The following is a 16,775-nucleotide window of genomic DNA, read 5'->3' on the forward strand; positions in this document are numbered from 1 at the left end:
TTAGTCCTTCACGAACAGTTTTCGTTCAACGTTGCACAATGGTTCTGCGGCCCCAGATTCGGTAATCAGGATGGTTTCAGTGGTTTCAAGACCCCAATCATCCAGCCAAAGGCCCGGCATAAAGTGGAATGTCATTCCCGGCAGCAGGACAGTTTCATCGGTTGGCCGGATTGATACAGTGCGCTCACCCCAATCCGGGGGGTAGCTCAAACCGATTGGGTAACCACAGCGACCACCTCGTTCAATGCCGACCTTCGCCAGTGCACCATTTAAGGCATTGGCAATGTCGCAGGCACGATTTCCCGCCCTTGCGGCCTCCAGACCAGCTTCTAACCCCTCGGTTAGTGCTACTGATGCGTCAATCATCGTTTGAGGTGGTTTGCCCAAGAAGACCGAGCGGCACAGTGGTGCGTGATAACGGCGATAGCAGCCTGAAAGTTCAAAAAAGGTGATTTCGCCAGTTTTCATCTGATTGCCATTCCAAGTCAGATGCGGCGCTGTGGCGTCAATGCCAGATGGGGTCAGCGGTACAATGGCGGGATAGTCGCCCCAGTCATCACCAACGCCCATAATGCCGGCGTGGCAAATGTCAGCAACCAGCTCATTTTTGCGCAAGCCAGGTTCAGCTCTTTCTAGTGCGATGCCAATGATGTTTTCTGTTATCAAGGCAGCTTTGCGAATGAAGGCCAGCTCCTCGTTGGATTTAACACCGCGTTGCCAGTTAACTAGAGCTGTTGCATCGACCATTTGCGCATTGGGCATTTGGGAGACCAGAACCGCGTGTGCCTTAGCTGTATAATAATAGTTTTCCATTTCGACGCCGATCCGCGAACTGGAATAACCCATCGTGTGCAGGTGTCCTGCCAGATCTTCCATCGGGTGGCAGGTTGTCGATTGAATGTAGTGATCGGCATATCCGAGCACCTTATCTTCTGCCATCCAGACCGTCCGATGCGCACCGCTGGTATCAGAAAGGCGTCCCCACCATAATGGGTCGCCGTCCATGGGAAGGATAACGCCTTGGTGGACATAGAAAGACCAACCATCATAGCCCGTCAACCACGCTAAGTTCGATGGATCAGTGACAAAAAGAACATCAATACCAGCCGTAACCATAGCCTTGCGGGCCTTTGCGATACGGCGATCATATTCTGTTTTACTGAATGGGGAATTCTCTAGTCCCATCGTCTTCCTCAATATCTGATTTGAAAATTTGTACACAACAGCACGTATGCACCTAATAACAATCAAAATTTCGTAAGTTTCAAGCCTTATTATTGCGCCAGAACTCAAGTTTGAGTAATTTTATAATTGACTGATTTGAAAAATCGATCATGTTGTGTACATCAAGTAATTACACGTAGACGGCAGCTGCGCTTCTTTTTGATGACTGCTGAGTGCTCTCGACTTGCAGAAGGTGGCTGATATGACATGTATTCCTGCATCCTGTTGGGGTGTTCGATTTTCGGGGGCAATTGGCTCTGCCGAGACAGCTGGGAACCTTCATATGCTTAGCGCCGCAACATCATTCTGTGGCAGGGGGAAAGCATGAGAACGATGCAAGTTCAAGCTGGTGCTTATGGTAGCTGACATCGCGAACCATCAATTGGAAAAGCGCATATTTTGACAACAAACGACGCACAAGACGTCGTGGCAATTAAGGACCAATTACTTTTAATTTCGGGAGCAGTTATGACAAATATCTTTAGACAGGCACTTAAGTCCTGCGCAGCGATGAGCTTAGTTATCGTTGCAACCGGAGCAGCACAGGCTGATACATGGCGTTATGCTTTTGAAGAGGCCATGACCGATGTTCAGGGTGTCTATGCACAAAAGTTTAAAGCAGAAATCGAAGCAAACTCAGATCATGAAATTCAGCTATTTCCGTATGGTACACTCGGGGAAGCCACTGACATCATGGAGCAGACGCAAGACGGTATTCTGCAGTTTGTGGACCAATCTCCAGGCTTCACCGGCGCACTGATTCCAGAAGCACAGGTGTTTTTTGTACCGTACCTGCTGCCGACAGACCAAGAGCATCTCGCTCGCTTTTTCCGTGAAAGTAAAGCCATCAACGAGATGTTCAAACCTCTTTACGCGGACAAAGGTCTTGAGCTGCTCAATATGTTCCCTGAGGGCGAAGTTGCTATGACCACTAAAACGCCGGTCAAAACATGTTCTGATCTCAACGAAGTCAAATTCCGCGTTATGGCGAACCCGCTTTTGGTCGAAAGCTACCGCGTCTTTGGCGCAACTCCAACACCACTGCCTTGGGGCGAAGTGTATGGTGGTTTGCAAACCAACCTCATTCAGGGCCAGGAAAACCCAACATTCTTCTTGTACTCAACCAAAATCTATGAGGTCACCGATTACATTACATATGCGGGTCACAACAACTTCACGTCCGCTGTGATGGCAAATAAAGATTTCTATGACGGACTTAGCTCAATAGATCAGGGCGTGATTCAGAAAGCAGCAGCAGCAGCTTACGATCACACAGTTGTCTACCAGAAGCAGGCTGGCGAAACTGAGCTGGCTAAAATCCTGGAAGCTAAGCCGGAGATGAATGTCACTGTTCTGACCGAAGAAGAGCGGAGCTGCTTCAAAGCGGCGGCAGCGGAAGTTGAAACCACATTCATCGAAATGACTGGCGACAGCGGTGCGAAAATCATAGCACAGATGAAAGCCGATCTGGCCGCCACAGCAGACTAACACGCAGTTGGTATCAGATTCGTTTTTGCTGAGCGGGATCATTCCGCTCAGCTTTCCTCATTAAATGCGGGGCGGTGGAATGAGCGATCAACACCAATCAAATTTGCCAGGCTTTCTGGGAGTAATCGACCGAAGCATAAGCCGCGTTGAATCCGTGCTTTTGGCTTCAGGCGTCCTGTTGATGGCAGCAAACACGATTGCAAATGTGGTGGGGCGATTTCTGCTCGGGAATTCCATATTTTTTTCTGAAGAGCTGAACCGTATTTTGATCATTCTCATTACGTTTGCAGGCATCAGCTATGCTGCACGGCATGGGCGTCACATCCGGATGAGTGCGATTTATGACGGATTGCCTCCTCGCTACCGGAAAATTTTGATGGTCTTCATCTCATTTATTACTGCGGGATGTCTATTTTTGCTCTGCTATTACTCAGTCAAATACATAGGATCACAGGCATCGCGGGGACGGGTGTTACCCGCTCTGCAAATCCCTGTTTGGACCATTCTGGTTTGGGTGCCTGTTGGATTTTTCATGACAGGAACCCAATACCTGCTGACTGCTATCAAAAACATGAAGTCACCCGACATCTACCTCTCGACCCACATGCTTGAAGGGTACGATGAGGGCGAGATCGAGATCTAACAAGGGACAAGATGATGGCAGCAACAATCTTCCTTTCGATGATCGTGCTTCTCCTTCTGGGGTTCCCCATGATGATCCCCCTGATCGCCGGAACTTTCATTGGGTTTTTGATGATGTTTGGTGATTTTGGACATATGGAAACGATGATCCAGCAAATGGTGGCAGGCATCCGGCCAGCTTCGCTTATTGCCGTACCAATGTTCATCTTTGCGGCAGATATCATGACACGAGGACAATCAGCAGGGCGTTTGATTGATTTGGTCATGGCGTTTGTTGGTCACATGCGCGGCGGCCTTGCGATTTCAACTGCAATGGCTTGTACTCTGTTTGGCGCGGTGTCCGGTTCTACTCAGGCAACCGTGGTTGCGATTGGGTCGCCCTTGCGCCCACGTATGCTCAAGGCTGGCTACAAAGATAGCTTTGTTCTGGCCCTTATTATCAATGCCAGCGACATTGCGTTTTTGATTCCCCCTTCAATTGGGATGATCATTTATGGCGTTGTCTCAAATACATCCATTGCTGAATTGTTCATCTCCGGGATTGGTCCGGGACTGCTCATTCTTCTTCTGTTTTCGATCTACAGCTACATTTATGCTGTGCGGAATAAAATCCAGACTGAACTTAAAACGAGCTGGTTTGAGCGGTTTACTGCATTGCGTAAAGCGTTGTGGCCAATGGGGTTTCCGCTGATCATTATCGGTGGGATTTACGGAGGGGTTTTTAGCCCAACCGAAGCCGCTGCCGCATGTGTACTTTATGCTCTGGTACTGGAAGTCTTCGTTTTCCGGTCCATGTCTCTGAGTGACGTTTATTCGACAGCTCAGTCTACCGGGTTGATCACCGCTGTTGTCTTCATTTTAGTGGGGGCAGGGGCCGCATTCTCCTGGGTCATTTCCTTTGCACAAGTTCCTCAGGAAATTTTAAGCGCTATCGGAATCACCGATATGGGGCCATTGAGCATCCTGTTTGTTATCTCCGGGGCATTCTTTGTTGGTTGCATGTTTGTAGACCCGATCGTGGTCATTTTGGTACTCGTTCCCATCTTCGCACCCGTCGTTAAAGCGGTTGGGCTGGACCCAGTTCTTGTCGGCACAATTATCACATTGCAAGTCGCCATCGGGTCTGCAACACCGCCATTCGGGTGTGATATTTTCACTGCCGTCGCAGTCTTCAAACGGCCTTATGCTGAAGTTGTGCGTGGTACGCCCCCCTTCATCTTCATGTTGATTGGGGTTGCTGTTGCTTTGATTTTCTTCCCGCAGATCGCCCTGTTCCTGCGCGACCTAGCCTTCTCAAAATAGCAAGGACTACTCGATGTTCAAATCCATCCTTGTCCCTTTTGATGGTTCTAAAGGTGCCGAACAAGCGCTGCACAAGGCGGCTGAATTGGCGATCACTTGCGGCAACGCACCGCTAACGCTTTTGACAGTCTATCGGCATCATTCGATGCTGGAAGCTTCATTTGCAGTTGTGCGGCCTGAAGAGACAGAAAGTCTTGATGATGTCATGCGCAACCACGCAAGGGAGGTTGTGGAGCATGCCAAGCAACTTGCCGTTGATGCCGGGTGCTCAAACATTCGCGGCTTTATTAAATCCGGCCCCACAGCGCGAACCATCGTGGCATTTGCGAAAGAACATAAAAATGATTTGGTTGTCCTTGGTAGCCGCGGCCTTGGATCTGTTGAGGGGTTCTTGTTGGGAAGCGTCTCCCATAAGGTAACTGGCTTGGCAAGTTGTCCGGTTCTCGTCGTCTAGGAAATCTAATGGTTTATGAGAGTCTCTCAACCAGTTGGACGGGCACAAATGTGTTGGACACCCGTCCTGTAAAAAAAAGGATAGGGCTGGTTGTTCTGGCAACGGATCACACCAGTGAATGTGATTTTACACGCCTGTGCGATCCTGCTGAGATCGGCGTTTATGTCAACCGTATTGACTATCAGAACCCGGGCACACGCGAGAATCTGGTTGCGACGGGTCCAAGGTTGACAGAGGCCGCAGCTCAAATTTTACCGGGCGAGGAGCTGGATGTTATCGCATACAGCTGTACCGCCGCTTCTATTGTTTTAGGCAACACGGCAGTGGGCAAATATCTGAATGCGGGCAAACCCAACACACCTTTTGTTAGTCCAAGCTCCGCCGCTTTTGATGCCTTCAAAGCTTTAAATGTACAGCGGATCAGTGTTTTGACCCCGTATTCCACCAGTATTTCCAATGAGTTACTCCGGTATTTCTCAGCAAATGGCCCCGAGATTGCCAGCGCAAATTGTCTTGGCATTGACGATGATCGCGAAATTGCGCGCCTATCTGAGGAAACAATCATCGAGGCAGCCTGCGCAACAATGGATCCATCAGCAGAGGCCTTGTTTGTGTCTTGTACTGGGTTAAGGGCTGCGGTGTGTATCGAGAGGATTGAGGCGCGGATAGGAAAACCGGTTGTAACGTCTAATCAGGCGATGATCTGGCGCTGCTTTCAACATCTAAATTCTTCAAAAACCGCGACAGGTTTTGGCCGCCTGTTCCAACACAGAACTCCTAACTGGATGATGGCACAATGATCGAGAAAATTACCCTTCATGACAGCTTTGCTGCTCGCCAAAGGATAGCAGGTCGCATCAGAACCACGCCTTTGGTCAGCTCTCCCTCGTTGAGTGCGCTTGTCTCAGCGGATGTTTCGCTGAAACTGGAACAGACGCAAATTACGGGTAGTTTTAAACTCCGAGGGGCAACAAACGCGATTTTATCGCTTTCGCCAGAGCAAAAGGAGGCTGGTGTGGTTGGCGTTTCCACGGGCAACCATGGCCGCGGTCTTGCCTATGCTGCTGCTAACGCAGGTGTTCCTTGCATTATCTGTATGTCCGAGCTTGTCCCGCAGAATAAGATTGATGGCATCCGGTCACATGGGGCTGAGGTGCGGATCGTGGGCCGATCGCAAGATGATGCCCAAGCGGAAGTTGACAGACTGGTGGCAGATGGCAGGGTGATGCTTCCCCCGTTTGATCACCGCGATATCATTGCCGGGCAAAGTACGGTTGCACATGAGATACTGGAGCAGGCGTTGGATCTGGACACAGTGCTGGTGCCGGTCTCCGGTGGGGGCTTGATTTCAGGCGTGGCTATGGTGATGAAGGTCGTTAAACCCTCAATCCGAGTTATTGGAATCTCCATGGAACGAGGGGCCGCTATGCATGACTGTCAGCGTGCCGGAAAACCAATTTTTGTCGAGGAATTACCAACACTTGCAGATTCACTGGGCGGTGGAATTGGCCTGAATAACACATACACTTTTGGCATGGTGCGCGATCTGGTGGATGACTTGATTTTGGTCACTGAAGAGGAAATTGCAGAGGCCATCCGGCATGCCTATTGGCAGGAACGTCAGGTGATTGAGGGGTCCGGCAGTGTTGGCATTGCCGCGTTACTCGCTGGCAAGATTAAAAACTCGGGGCATTGTGTGTCTCTTATCACAGGTCAGAATATTGATATGGCCCTGCATAAGCGATTGATTGACGGCGAAAACGTCGATGCTGCTGCCAATACATCTAGGGACTGAAGCGCTTATGCCTGAAATCAAAATCCTTACTGAAACTGACCTGCGCAGTGCGATCTCTTTGGACGCTGATGCGGTTGCTTGCATTGAAAATGCATTTCAATTGTTAGCCACAGCAGACGTGGTCATGCCTCCAATTCTGAGCTTCCATGTGCCTGACCACAATGGTGAAGTGGATGTAAAAACCGCCTATGTTCCCGGCATTGACAGTTTTGCAATCAAGATGAGCCCGGGGTTTTTCGATAATCCCACACTGGGTCTACCCAGTTTGAATGGGTTGATGGTTCTGTTTGATGCACAGACTGGCATTGTCAAAGCCGTCTTACTGGATAATGGATATTTGACTGATGTTCGCACAGCTGCCGCTGGCGCCGTCTCCGCTAAATACTTGTCTCGTGAAAACAGCAAAACCGCTGGTATTCTCGGCAGTGGCGTTCAAGCTCGTCTTCAACTTGAAGCTCTGACTTTGGTTCGCGGCATAAAACGGGCCGTCATCTGGGGGCGCGATGCCGATAAAACCGCCGAGTGCGCCCGTGATTGTGCGAGGCGTTTGGGGATCGAAGTCACGACCGGCAGCATAACAGACGTGATGGCTCAAGCTGATATTGTCGTAACAACCACGCCCTCCGGAAAGCCGTTGATTACAGCGGATATGATGCGACCCGGACAGCATATTACGGCCATGGGATCAGATGCAGACTACAAAGCTGAACTTGCCCCTTGTGTCATTCCCGCAGCCTCTCTTTTTGTATGTGATCGGCTGTCCCAATCAATCAAACAGGGCGAACTGCGCGCAGCGATAGCCGCTGGCACGGTTGCAAACCCTGATAGGTATGCCGAGCTGGGCCAAATTATTGCAGGCCAGAAACCGGGGCGCAAATCGGCGAGTGACATCACAGTATGTGATCTGACTGGCACCGGCGTGCAGGACACAGCGATTGCCACTCTCGCCGGAGTCCGCGCTGAAGCTGCAAGAGCAGGTACAGCCATCCATAGCTGACAAGCAGGTGTTAGGATAACGAGTATGCAACCAAATCCAATCATGCCTACAATCCCATTGGATCAGGACGGCATCCATCATGGGTTCTTGCGCCTGCCATACAGCCGTAACGACAGTGCGTGGGGAGCCATCATGCTTCCGCTTACGGTTATCAAGAATGGTGTTGGACCGACAGCGCTTTTGACTGGGGCAAATCATGGGGATGAGTACGAAGGTCCAGTAGCACTGCAAGAGCTAACTGTCACAGTGAAACCTGAGGATGTAACTGGGCGTATTATCATTGTTCCAGCTTTCAACTACCCCGCTTTCAAAGCGGGAACACGCACATCTCCGATTGACCAAGGGAATATGAACCGCTCTTTCCCGGGGCGTCCTGATGGGACACCGACAGAAAAGATTGCTGACTATTTTCAACGATACCTGCTGCCCCTTGCAGATGTGGCTGTAGATTTCCACTCTGGTGGCAAGACGCTTGATTTTGTCCCGTTTGCTGCCGCTCATATTTTGGAAGACAAAATCAACGAAAAAGCCTGTTTTGAAGCGATGGCCGCTTTTAATGCGCCTTACTCAGTTCAACTTCTCGAAATTGATAATGTGGGTATGTACGATACAGCGGTTGAGAATATGGGCAAAGTTCTTGTTTCCACTGAACTGGGTGGTGGGGGAACAGTGACAACAAAATCCATTGCAATCGCCAAGAAAGGTCTTCGGAATGTGTTGATCCATTTTGGAATTTTGCAGGGAACACTACAATTGGATCAAACGATCCGGATCGATATGCCGGACAGTGATTGCTTTACTTTTTGTGATCAGGACGGATTGTGCGAACCTATGATTGATCTGGGAGAGCAAGTTGAAAAAGGTGATGTGGTCGCCCGTGTCTGGCCTTTGGATAAAACCGGCGTCGAACCAACCACATACTATGCGAACCGAAGTGGTATTCTGATCAGTCGCCATTTTCCCGGCCTTATAAAGTCTGGTGATAGCGCGGCAGTGGTCGGTGTTATCAATGCGTGAGGGGCGCAAAAGGAATGACAATGCAGCTTGATCAACGTGATCTGGACATACTAAGAATTCTTTCTGTTGAGGGACGAATTACCAAAGCAGCACTTGCAGATCGCATCGGGCTATCTCCGACACCTTGTTGGGACCGTCTAAAGAAATTGGAGAAATCCGGCCTTATTGAGAGTTACGGAGCACGGATCAATCTCAAAAAACTAGGTCCGCATGTCACTGTTTTTGTTGCCGCAGAACTTGCTGATCACACCGCCGCCAGTTTTCATGCCTTTGAAACGGCCATGCAGCAATACGATGAGGTTGTATCCTGTTGGGCACTAGGTGGTGGCTTCGATTATCTGATGCAGATTGTGACGCGGGACATTGACGCTTATCAACGTTTGATTGATGCGATGCTGGACGCGCGTATCGGTTTGTCCCGCTACTTTACCTATATCGTAACGAAGCCGGTCAAGGGCAACGTAGCTCCCCCGTTGAATATTCTTTTCAATGCGCAATAGCAGATGATTCCTCTGTAACAGACCTCGCATTCGGTCACATCCTCCGTCAAAAACAGGCACATTCCTCTGTGAATACGGAGGAAATGTCATGTCAGAAACGGCCCTATCTGCGCGGACGGACATCACAGGTAAAGCCTTAGTGCGTTCCTTTTCCTACATAAATGGGAAGTGGTGTGCGTCAAAAACAGGCGAAACATTTTCAATTACCGATCCGTCAAACGGTAATTACCTCGGGGATGTTGCAAGCCTCTCTGCAGAGGAATCAACTGCGGCAGTAACTGCGGCAGCGGCAGCTTTTCCCAAATGGTCGGGTTTGTTGCCACAAGAGCGTGCCGTTATTTTGCGTCGGTGGTTTGACCTTCTGCTGGCTCACAAAGAAGACCTCGCTCGCATCATGGTCCTTGAGCAAGGCAAGCCTTTGTCTGAGGCACGCGGCGAGATCGATTACGGTGCAGCTTTTGTCGAGTTCTATGCCGAGGAAGCAAAACGTCCCAATATTGAAGGTGTCACCAGCCATCTAGCAGATGCAGAGGTGGAGCTCTGGCGCGAACCGGTTGGTGTCGCTGCCTTGATCACCCCTTGGAATTTCCCTTCTGCAATGCTGACACGGAAAGCTGCTGCCGCCCTGGCCGCTGGTTGCACCATAGTCGCGCATCCATCCGCCGAAACGCCCTACAGCGCGCTTGCTTTGGCAGAATTGGCAGAGCGTGCAGGATTTCCGGCAGGTGTTTTCAATGTGGTCACAGGGGTCGCGCCTGTGGTTGTTGAGCCTTGGACTAAGGATACCCGCGTGCGGGCATTGTCGTTCACAGGCTCTACACCAGTGGGCAAGCTGCTTTACCGCCAATCGGCAGCCACAGTGAAACGTCTGGTACTCGAACTGGGCGGACATGCACCTGTCATCGTTTTCAAAGATGCTGATTTAAAAAATGCTGTCACTGAAGCGATGAAAGCCAAATTCGCCACATCGGGTCAGGATTGCCTTGGAGCAAACCGCATTTTCATAGAGCGCTCGATCTACGAAGACTTTTGTGAGGCTTTTACTAAATCTGCAAAGGCGTTGTCTGTCGGGTGTGGAATGGACGACCCGGACATTGGTCCACTGATGAATGAAAACGCCGTTCAGAAACAAGAAGAGCATGTTGCCGATGCCCTCGCAAAGGGTGCGCGCATAACATGTGGTGGCGCCCGGCACCCGTTGGGGCCACTCTTTTATCAGCCCACCGTTCTGGTCGATGTTCCAGCGGATGCCCGCATCATGCATGAGGAAACCTTTGGCCCGGTTGCAGCAATTACCCCCTTCGATAGTGAGGAGGAAGTGATCGCGCTCGCCAACGATACAGAATTTGGATTGGTTGCCTATCTGCACAGCCTTGATCCCCGCAAGATTTACCGAGTGAGCCGCGCCCTTCAGTTTGGAATGGTTGCGGTGAATCGCACGAAAGTTACCGGTGCCCCCATTCCGTTTGGGGGCACAAAACAATCCGGTCTGGGCCGTGAAGGCGCACGGGTTGGCATGGAAGAATTCACTGAAATTAAATACCTCTGCCGCGACTGGGCATAAGGAAGGACATGACATGCTAAGAAATGATCAACTCGCACAATGGGACCGCGAAAACTTTTTCCATCCCTCAACCCATTTGGCACAGCACGCGCGCGGAGAGACCCCAACCCGCGTGATTAAAACGGCCTCCGGTTCCTATATTGAGGACCGGGAAGGGCGCAAAATGCTGGATGCATTCGCAGGATTGTACTGTGTGAATGTGGGCTATGGCCGACAGGAAATTGCAGAAGCAATCGCTGCACAAGCCAAAGAACTGGCTTATTACCACTCCTACGTTGGACATGGAACCGAGGCTTCTATCACACTCTCCAAAATGATTTTGGGCCGTGCGCCCAGCAATATGTCCAAGGTTTACTTTGGTTTGAGCGGCTCTGATGCCAATGAAACCAACATCAAACTGATTTGGTATTACAACAATATTTTAGGTCGCCCTGAGAAAAAACGTATTATCTCTCGCTGGCGTGGTTATCACGGATCGGGTCTTGTTACCGGGTCACTCACTGGTCTGGAGTTGTTCCATAAAAAGTTTGATCTGCCAGTTGAACAAGTCATTCATACCGAGGCTCCTTATTATTTCCGCCGTGACAATCTGGATCAAACAGAAGAACAGTTTGTCGCCCATTGCGTTGCTGAGCTGGAAGCTTTGATTGAGCGCGAAGGTGCCGATACAATCGCAGCCTTTATTGGCGAACCTGTGTTGGGCACCGGTGGTATTGTTCCGCCACCAGCAGGATATTGGACTGCTATTCAAGCAGTGCTCAAAAAACACGACATTTTGCTTGTTGCTGATGAAGTGGTCACAGGCTTTGGCCGTCTTGGTTCCATGTTTGGCTCCGACCATTACGGCATTGAAGCGGATATCATCACCATCGCAAAAGGCCTTACATCCGCCTATGCGCCGCTTTCCGGTTCAATCATTTCTGACAAGGTCTGGAAAGTTCTGGAGCAAGGCACGGATGAATATGGCGCAATTGGTCATGGCTGGACATATTCCGCTCATCCAATCGGCGCTGCGGCTGGTGTTGCAAACCTTAAGCTTTTGGATGATCTGGACCTTATCCAAAAAGCAGGTTCTGTCGGTGCTTATCTCAACACGACAATGACAGAAGCATTGGGAGATCATGCCAATGTGGGTGATATTCGTGGTGAAGGAATGCTCTGTGCTGTCGAATTCGTCAAAGACCGGGACAGCCGCACATTCTTTGACGCATCAGACAAAATAGGGCCGAAAATTTCAGCGGCACTGCTTTCTCAAGATTCAGTAATTGCACGGGCAATGCCTCAGGGTGACATTCTCGGCTTTGCCCCACCATTCTGCCTAACCCGCGAAGAAGCAGACACCGTCGTGGCTGCTACGGCTAGCGCAGTAAAGTCTGTGTTGGGCTAAATTTACAATGATGCGAGTTGGAGATATCTTCAGCTTGCATCAAATTAAAGATTCAAGGCAACCACTCGGCGCTCTAAAACAAAATTCCACATAATTATATTGACACTTTTACTAATATTATTTCAAATAATAAACTTGTGACTATTCCGGTCTCTCTATTCGGATTTACAGCAGCCTATGAAGCAATTTAGCGCATGCAGCAAAAATAAGAAGTACCTCACCTGGTCTGACAAAGTAGATTCCCACCCCGCTGCTTTGAATTTCTATTTCCCGCTGCAAAACCTCCCTTCCTTACGAAGGCGTGCAAGCTCTTTGCCAGTATCCTAATGCGGCCCGGCCAATGATTTCTGAACCAGTCTAACTGTGCCAAGTTCCGAAGCCAGCTAGGCGATGCATTCGCCAACTTTGATGCCAACAATGGTTGACGCTTCGTTGTTCATTGTGTCTGCTGAACACGGTGTGATGTTGCACGGTCTTGGTGATCTGCACAATGTCTTGAGGCAGGGGAGCGTTTTTGATGTCTGTTCGCTCAATGTTAAAATCTCGAATTGCGGAATACATTACGAGCGAAAGTAGGGTATTGCGAAAGCGTAGGGCTTTTGAAAAGCAACGAAGGCGCACAGGTGCAGATCATGAAGTGCATTATTTTCATGATGCCGCGGATCCCTACGCGCATTTGACTCTTCAAGTGCTTGGCGAATTTCAAAACCGCTATGCAATCACATTGAAAATCCACCTCATATCCGGTCCTCCTGATTGGGCTGCACCCGAACGTTCAGCGTTGGAGGCATATGCGCTCGTCGATTCCATGCGTCTTGCCGAGCACTATGGACTTGCAGAAACTAGCTCTGAAACTCCAAGTGCAGAACGTGTAGCCAGAGCTGAAACGTTGATGTCGCGCGACCTTGAATCTGATGAGTGTGTTGGCAAGCTTTTAGAGATCAGTTCTCGGTTGTGGTCCGGAGATGAATTACCAAGCAGCGCGGAACTTGATGCAGAGCGGACAAAAGAAAAAGGTGATGCACGGCTAGCCGAGCTGGGTCATTATCTTGGCGCGACCTTTTACTATGGTGGGGAATGGTATTGGGGAGTGGATCGTTTCCAGTATTTGGAAGACCGCCTGCAGAAGCTTGGTCTTAGCAAAGCTCCCAACAAAATTGTTTCAACCGTGCCGAGGCCGTTGCCATCCCTTGCAGCTTCCACTGATGTGAATATTGATTTCTTCCTGTCATTCAGGAGCCCGTATTCTTATCTCGCATTTGATCGAGCTTGCACTCTGAGCGATAGGGTCGGGGGGATGCTGAATATTCGGCCTGTCTTGCCAATGGTAATGCGTGGTTTGCCTGTTCCATCTGCAAAACGAAAATATATCCTTTCCGACGCTGCACGTGAAGCTCGGTTTCATGGCATTCCATTTGGAAGAATATGCGATCCTTTAGGCAAAGCTATCGAACGCGGATACTCACTGCTTGAATACGCTGACTCTAATGATCGGCTAAAAGAGTTTTGCGGAGCGTTCATGACTGGAGTGTGGTCCCAGGGCATTGATGCGAGTTCAGACCGTGGGCTTTCACGGATAGTTTCATGTGCTGGATTGGACTGGAACGAAGCGAAGGATATTGTCGACAATGATGATTGGCGTGTCCAAGTAGAAGCCAATCGACAAGAACTGGTAAAGTTAGGGCTTTGGGGCGTGCCGAGTTTTCGCGTAGGTACGACTGGAATATGGGGGCAGGATCGCTTGTGGGTCATGGAAGACCCAGTGGCGAACTCCTCAGCATTCGTTTAGGTGGGCAGTAACCGGTGCTCGAATGTCTAACATGGTAATTTGGCCCTCTCGTTAACTCCGCGGTTTCACGTTTTCAGGGTCATAAAGTGGTTTGTAGCCAACTCCTGCGATCTCAACGGGATATGTTTCGTCGAAATAGGAAACGTGCAATTTGCGCCCTGGCTGGCAGTAGTCCCGGGGTAGATAGGCTAGGGCGATGTTTTGGCCGATGTTGGGTCCAAACGCGATGGAGGTTGTGTAGGAGCGCCGGCCAAGGGCGTCCACCAGTGTCTCTCCGGTATCCGGGTTCATTACAGGCAAGGTACCCACCGGGTAGCGGGCGACACCCTGATTATCTAGATGGTCCGTCATCACCAGAGTGCAGAGTAGCGCGGGCTGGTGCTCTCGGGCGCGATATTCTATGTGCTTCGCCTTACCTCGAAATTCCGCTGCTTTGACCTTCGGGCGAGCCAGATCAGCCTCAAAAAGGTTGTACTGGGTGTGCAGGTCCGCGTTTTGCAGGCGCAGGGATTTTTCCAGCCGACGTGAGTTTGCATAGGTCTCGATACCCACTGCTGTTATGCCAATTGACCGCAAAGCATCCCAAACGGCAAGACCATCCTCATAGGCCATATGCAGCTCCCAGCCTTGTTCGCCGACATAGGAGATACGGAATGCGGAGATTGTTTTGCCTGCAATTGTAATCGGGCGGATCGCAGCGAAGGGGAAGTTGTCGAGAGAGAGAGCCTCCGGGTCTTCTACAATTTTTTGGAGGTTTTCACGCGCGTTGGGTCCCCAGATGCCAATGGTGGTGAACTTCTCCGATACATCGGTGATGGCGACATCAAAGCCCTTATCCTGAGCCACTCGTTGCATATATGTGCAATCCCGCGGCCCTGCATCTGCGCCGTTCACAAGACGGCAACTGTCTTCCATGCGGAACACTGTGAAATCGGCACGCACATTGCCCTCATCATCAAGCATGTGGGTATAGATCCCTTTGCCGATGTTTTTATCGCCCCCGATTTTGGCAGCGCAAAGCCATTCCATTAATTCGACATGATCAGGCCCTTCAATATCCGTGATGTGGAAATGAGAAAGGTTGATGATGCCGCAATCCTCGCTCATTTCGAGCTGTTCGGCATTGGAAACACGCCAGAAATGGCGGTTGTCCCACTCGTTCTCGCGTACTGGCACACGGTTACCGTGTTTTTCCAACAGGTGCTCATTGGCTGAGTAGCCGTGGGCGCGTTCCCAACCGCCAAGTTCCATGAAATAGCCGCCAAGCTCCACTTCGCGCTCATAGAACGGAGAGCGGCGAATTCCGCGTGCGTTTACAAAGGGCTCACGCGGGTGGATTGGTGGGTTGTAGATCTTCTTTGCCGTTTCCCAGCAACGGTCGTGGATGAATTCCTCATCAAGTTGAAACTCATTGAACCGGGAATAATCAATGGAGTTGTGGTCAATATCGGTGCGGCCATGTGTCATCCAGTCGGCAATGAGTTTGCCCATGCCGGGTCCGTCCTTGATCCAGATACCGACTGCATACCAGAGTCCGCGCAGTTTGCGGCTCTCACCCATGGAGGGGTTGCCATCGGTTGATGTTTGAAGAAGACCGTTGAAGGAATGACCTTCATTGTACCCGAGTTCAGCAAGGATTGGTGTCAGCTCCATCGCTCGCTCCAACGGTTCCATCACGTCCTCAAGTTCAAGATCTCGTTGTGAAGGGGAGAGGCGTGCCTGTTCTTTTTCGAGGATATCGCGCGGATGAACGAGACGCGGGTTTTCCTCAAAGTAGTAGCCCCATTCTATCTGACCACCCTCCGTGCTTTTGGGGTCGCCGGTATCGCGCATATAGGCAGAGTTGCCTTGATCTCGCAGCAATGGCATGCCGATTTCGAGACCTGTTTCCTCATACTTGTTATAGGGACCGAAGAAAGTAAGGGGGTGATCCACTGGCATGACTGGCAGGTCTTCGCCCGCCATCTCAGCAATCAAGCGGCCCCAGAGACCGGCACAAACGACAACATGGTCCGCATAAATTGTACCACGCTCAGTTTTTACGCCCCTAACACGGCCACCTTCGGTGATGAGTTCGAGGGCCGAAGTGTTGGCGAAGATCTTGAGTTTACCCGCCTGTACCCCTTGATCGATAAGCTTACCAGCCACCGTTTGGGAGCGCGGAACAACGAGCCCTGCATCAGGATCCCACAAAGCACCCTGGATCTGGTCCTCTTCCAGCAGAGGGAACTTCTCCTTGGCTTCAGCTGAGCTGATAATCCTCACATTGGTTCCGAAGGCTTTGCCAGAGTCAACGCGCCGCCTGAGTTCAGCCATACGTTCGTCGTCGCCAATACGGGCAACTTCAAGTCCACCGATGCGTGCGTAATGTCCCATCTCCTCGTAAAAATCCATGGAGTACATGGTTGTCCAGCATGTAAGGAGATCGTGGCTGGTTGCAAAGCAAAAATCGGATGCATGGGCTGTCGAGCCAATGTCGGTTGGGATACCTGACTTGTCGATACCAACAATGTCGTCCCAACCGTTTTCAATGAGGTGATGCACCACCGAGGCACCAACAATACCGCCCGCGCCAACAATAACGACTTTAGCTCTGTCGGGAAATGCGGACATGTT

The 16,775-nt window shown here is 50.6% G+C and carries 14 protein-coding genes; 12 read left to right on the forward strand and 2 right to left on the reverse strand.

Features of this window, described 5'->3' with window-relative positions:
- A complete protein-coding gene (locus BLS62_RS06160; RefSeq protein WP_093178224.1) occupies nucleotides 1-1,185 on the reverse strand; it encodes a M24 family metallopeptidase in 1,185 nt (394 codons plus the stop codon).
- A gap of 507 nt (nucleotides 1,186-1,692) precedes the next feature.
- On the opposite strand from BLS62_RS06160, the gene dctP reads away from it, so the two are divergent.
- The 12 genes from dctP to BLS62_RS06220 all read left to right on the forward strand — a co-directional run bounded on the left by dctP (nucleotide 1,693) and on the right by BLS62_RS06220 (nucleotide 14,159).
- Entirely contained in the window at nucleotides 1,693-2,712 is a 1,020-nt protein-coding gene (gene dctP / locus BLS62_RS06165) for a TRAP transporter substrate-binding protein (RefSeq protein WP_093178227.1), read from the forward strand.
- 79 nt (nucleotides 2,713-2,791) lie between these two features.
- Nucleotides 2,792-3,355 (forward strand): TRAP transporter small permease, encoded by a 564-nt coding sequence (locus tag BLS62_RS06170; protein WP_093178230.1) that lies wholly within the window; start codon nucleotides 2,792-2,794, stop codon nucleotides 3,353-3,355.
- 14 nt (nucleotides 3,356-3,369) lie between these two features.
- Nucleotides 3,370-4,656 carry a TRAP transporter large permease gene (locus BLS62_RS06175; protein ID WP_093188498.1) on the forward strand — a complete coding sequence of 429 codons (1,287 nt, stop codon included), beginning with the start codon at nucleotides 3,370-3,372 and terminating at the stop codon, nucleotides 4,654-4,656.
- Nucleotides 4,657-4,669: 13 nt separating this feature from the next.
- Nucleotides 4,670-5,110, forward strand: a complete 441-nt coding sequence (locus BLS62_RS06180) for a universal stress protein (protein ID WP_093178233.1) — start codon at nucleotides 4,670-4,672, stop codon at nucleotides 5,108-5,110.
- A gap of 8 nt (nucleotides 5,111-5,118) precedes the next feature.
- The gene (gene eutA / locus BLS62_RS06185) at nucleotides 5,119-5,910 is read left to right on the forward strand and encodes an ectoine utilization protein EutA (RefSeq protein ID WP_093178236.1); all 792 of its coding nucleotides are present in this window, start codon (nucleotides 5,119-5,121) and stop codon (nucleotides 5,908-5,910) included.
- Nucleotides 5,907-6,905, forward strand: coding sequence for a hydroxyectoine utilization dehydratase EutB (gene eutB / locus BLS62_RS06190; RefSeq protein WP_093178238.1), 999 nt, complete (start codon nucleotides 5,907-5,909; stop codon nucleotides 6,903-6,905). Before eutA ends, eutB begins: the two co-directional genes overlap by 4 nt.
- Nucleotides 6,906-6,912: 7 nt before the next feature.
- The gene (locus BLS62_RS06195) at nucleotides 6,913-7,902 is read left to right on the forward strand and encodes a cyclodeaminase (RefSeq protein WP_093178241.1); all 990 of its coding nucleotides are present in this window, start codon (nucleotides 6,913-6,915) and stop codon (nucleotides 7,900-7,902) included.
- Nucleotides 7,903-7,926: 24 nt separating this feature from the next.
- Nucleotides 7,927-8,919, forward strand: a complete 993-nt coding sequence (gene doeB / locus BLS62_RS06200; RefSeq protein ID WP_093178244.1) for a N(2)-acetyl-L-2,4-diaminobutanoate deacetylase DoeB — start codon at nucleotides 7,927-7,929, stop codon at nucleotides 8,917-8,919.
- Between the two features lie 14 nt (nucleotides 8,920-8,933).
- Nucleotides 8,934-9,419, forward strand: coding sequence for an Lrp/AsnC family transcriptional regulator (locus BLS62_RS06205; RefSeq protein ID WP_244283539.1), 486 nt, complete (start codon nucleotides 8,934-8,936; stop codon nucleotides 9,417-9,419).
- An 88-nt stretch (nucleotides 9,420-9,507) separates the two neighbouring features.
- Nucleotides 9,508-10,983 carry an NAD-dependent succinate-semialdehyde dehydrogenase gene (locus BLS62_RS06210; RefSeq protein ID WP_093178247.1) on the forward strand — a complete coding sequence of 492 codons (1,476 nt, stop codon included), beginning with the start codon at nucleotides 9,508-9,510 and terminating at the stop codon, nucleotides 10,981-10,983.
- A gap of 13 nt (nucleotides 10,984-10,996) precedes the next feature.
- Nucleotides 10,997-12,370: an aspartate aminotransferase family protein gene (locus BLS62_RS06215; protein ID WP_093178250.1), complete on the forward strand. Its 1,374-nt coding sequence runs from the start codon at nucleotides 10,997-10,999 to the stop codon at nucleotides 12,368-12,370.
- Nucleotides 12,371-12,887: 517 nt separating this feature from the next.
- Entirely contained in the window at nucleotides 12,888-14,159 is a 1,272-nt protein-coding gene (locus BLS62_RS06220) for a DsbA family protein (RefSeq protein WP_208990707.1), read from the forward strand.
- Nucleotides 14,160-14,210: 51 nt separating this feature from the next.
- On the opposite strand, the gene BLS62_RS06225 is transcribed toward BLS62_RS06220, so the two are convergent.
- Nucleotides 14,211-16,772, reverse strand: a complete 2,562-nt coding sequence (locus BLS62_RS06225) for a GcvT family protein (protein ID WP_093178253.1) — start codon at nucleotides 16,770-16,772, stop codon at nucleotides 14,211-14,213.
- Between the last annotated feature and the right edge of the window lie 3 nt (nucleotides 16,773-16,775).

The organism is Pseudovibrio sp. Tun.PSC04-5.I4 (genome assembly GCF_900104145.1).
Classification (GTDB): domain Bacteria; phylum Pseudomonadota; class Alphaproteobacteria; order Rhizobiales; family Stappiaceae; genus Pseudovibrio.

Coding starts and splice junctions, on each gene's coding strand:
- BLS62_RS06160 (WP_093178224.1), bottom strand. CDS start 1,185: ATGGGACTAGAGAATTCCCCATTCAGTAAAACAGAATATGATCGCCGT.
- dctP (WP_093178227.1), top strand. CDS start 1,693: ATGACAAATATCTTTAGACAGGCACTTAAGTCCTGCGCAGCGATGAGC.
- BLS62_RS06170 (WP_093178230.1), top strand. CDS start 2,792: ATGAGCGATCAACACCAATCAAATTTGCCAGGCTTTCTGGGAGTAATC.
- BLS62_RS06175 (WP_093188498.1), top strand. CDS start 3,370: ATGGCAGCAACAATCTTCCTTTCGATGATCGTGCTTCTCCTTCTGGGG.
- BLS62_RS06180 (WP_093178233.1), top strand. CDS start 4,670: ATGTTCAAATCCATCCTTGTCCCTTTTGATGGTTCTAAAGGTGCCGAA.
- eutA (WP_093178236.1), top strand. CDS start 5,119: ATGGTTTATGAGAGTCTCTCAACCAGTTGGACGGGCACAAATGTGTTG.
- eutB (WP_093178238.1), top strand. CDS start 5,907: ATGATCGAGAAAATTACCCTTCATGACAGCTTTGCTGCTCGCCAAAGG.
- BLS62_RS06195 (WP_093178241.1), top strand. CDS start 6,913: ATGCCTGAAATCAAAATCCTTACTGAAACTGACCTGCGCAGTGCGATC.
- doeB (WP_093178244.1), top strand. CDS start 7,927: ATGCAACCAAATCCAATCATGCCTACAATCCCATTGGATCAGGACGGC.
- BLS62_RS06205 (WP_244283539.1), top strand. CDS start 8,934: ATGACAATGCAGCTTGATCAACGTGATCTGGACATACTAAGAATTCTT.
- BLS62_RS06210 (WP_093178247.1), top strand. CDS start 9,508: ATGTCAGAAACGGCCCTATCTGCGCGGACGGACATCACAGGTAAAGCC.
- BLS62_RS06215 (WP_093178250.1), top strand. CDS start 10,997: ATGCTAAGAAATGATCAACTCGCACAATGGGACCGCGAAAACTTTTTC.
- BLS62_RS06220 (WP_208990707.1), top strand. CDS start 12,888: ATGTCTGTTCGCTCAATGTTAAAATCTCGAATTGCGGAATACATTACG.
- BLS62_RS06225 (WP_093178253.1), bottom strand. CDS start 16,772: ATGTCCGCATTTCCCGACAGAGCTAAAGTCGTTATTGTTGGCGCGGGC.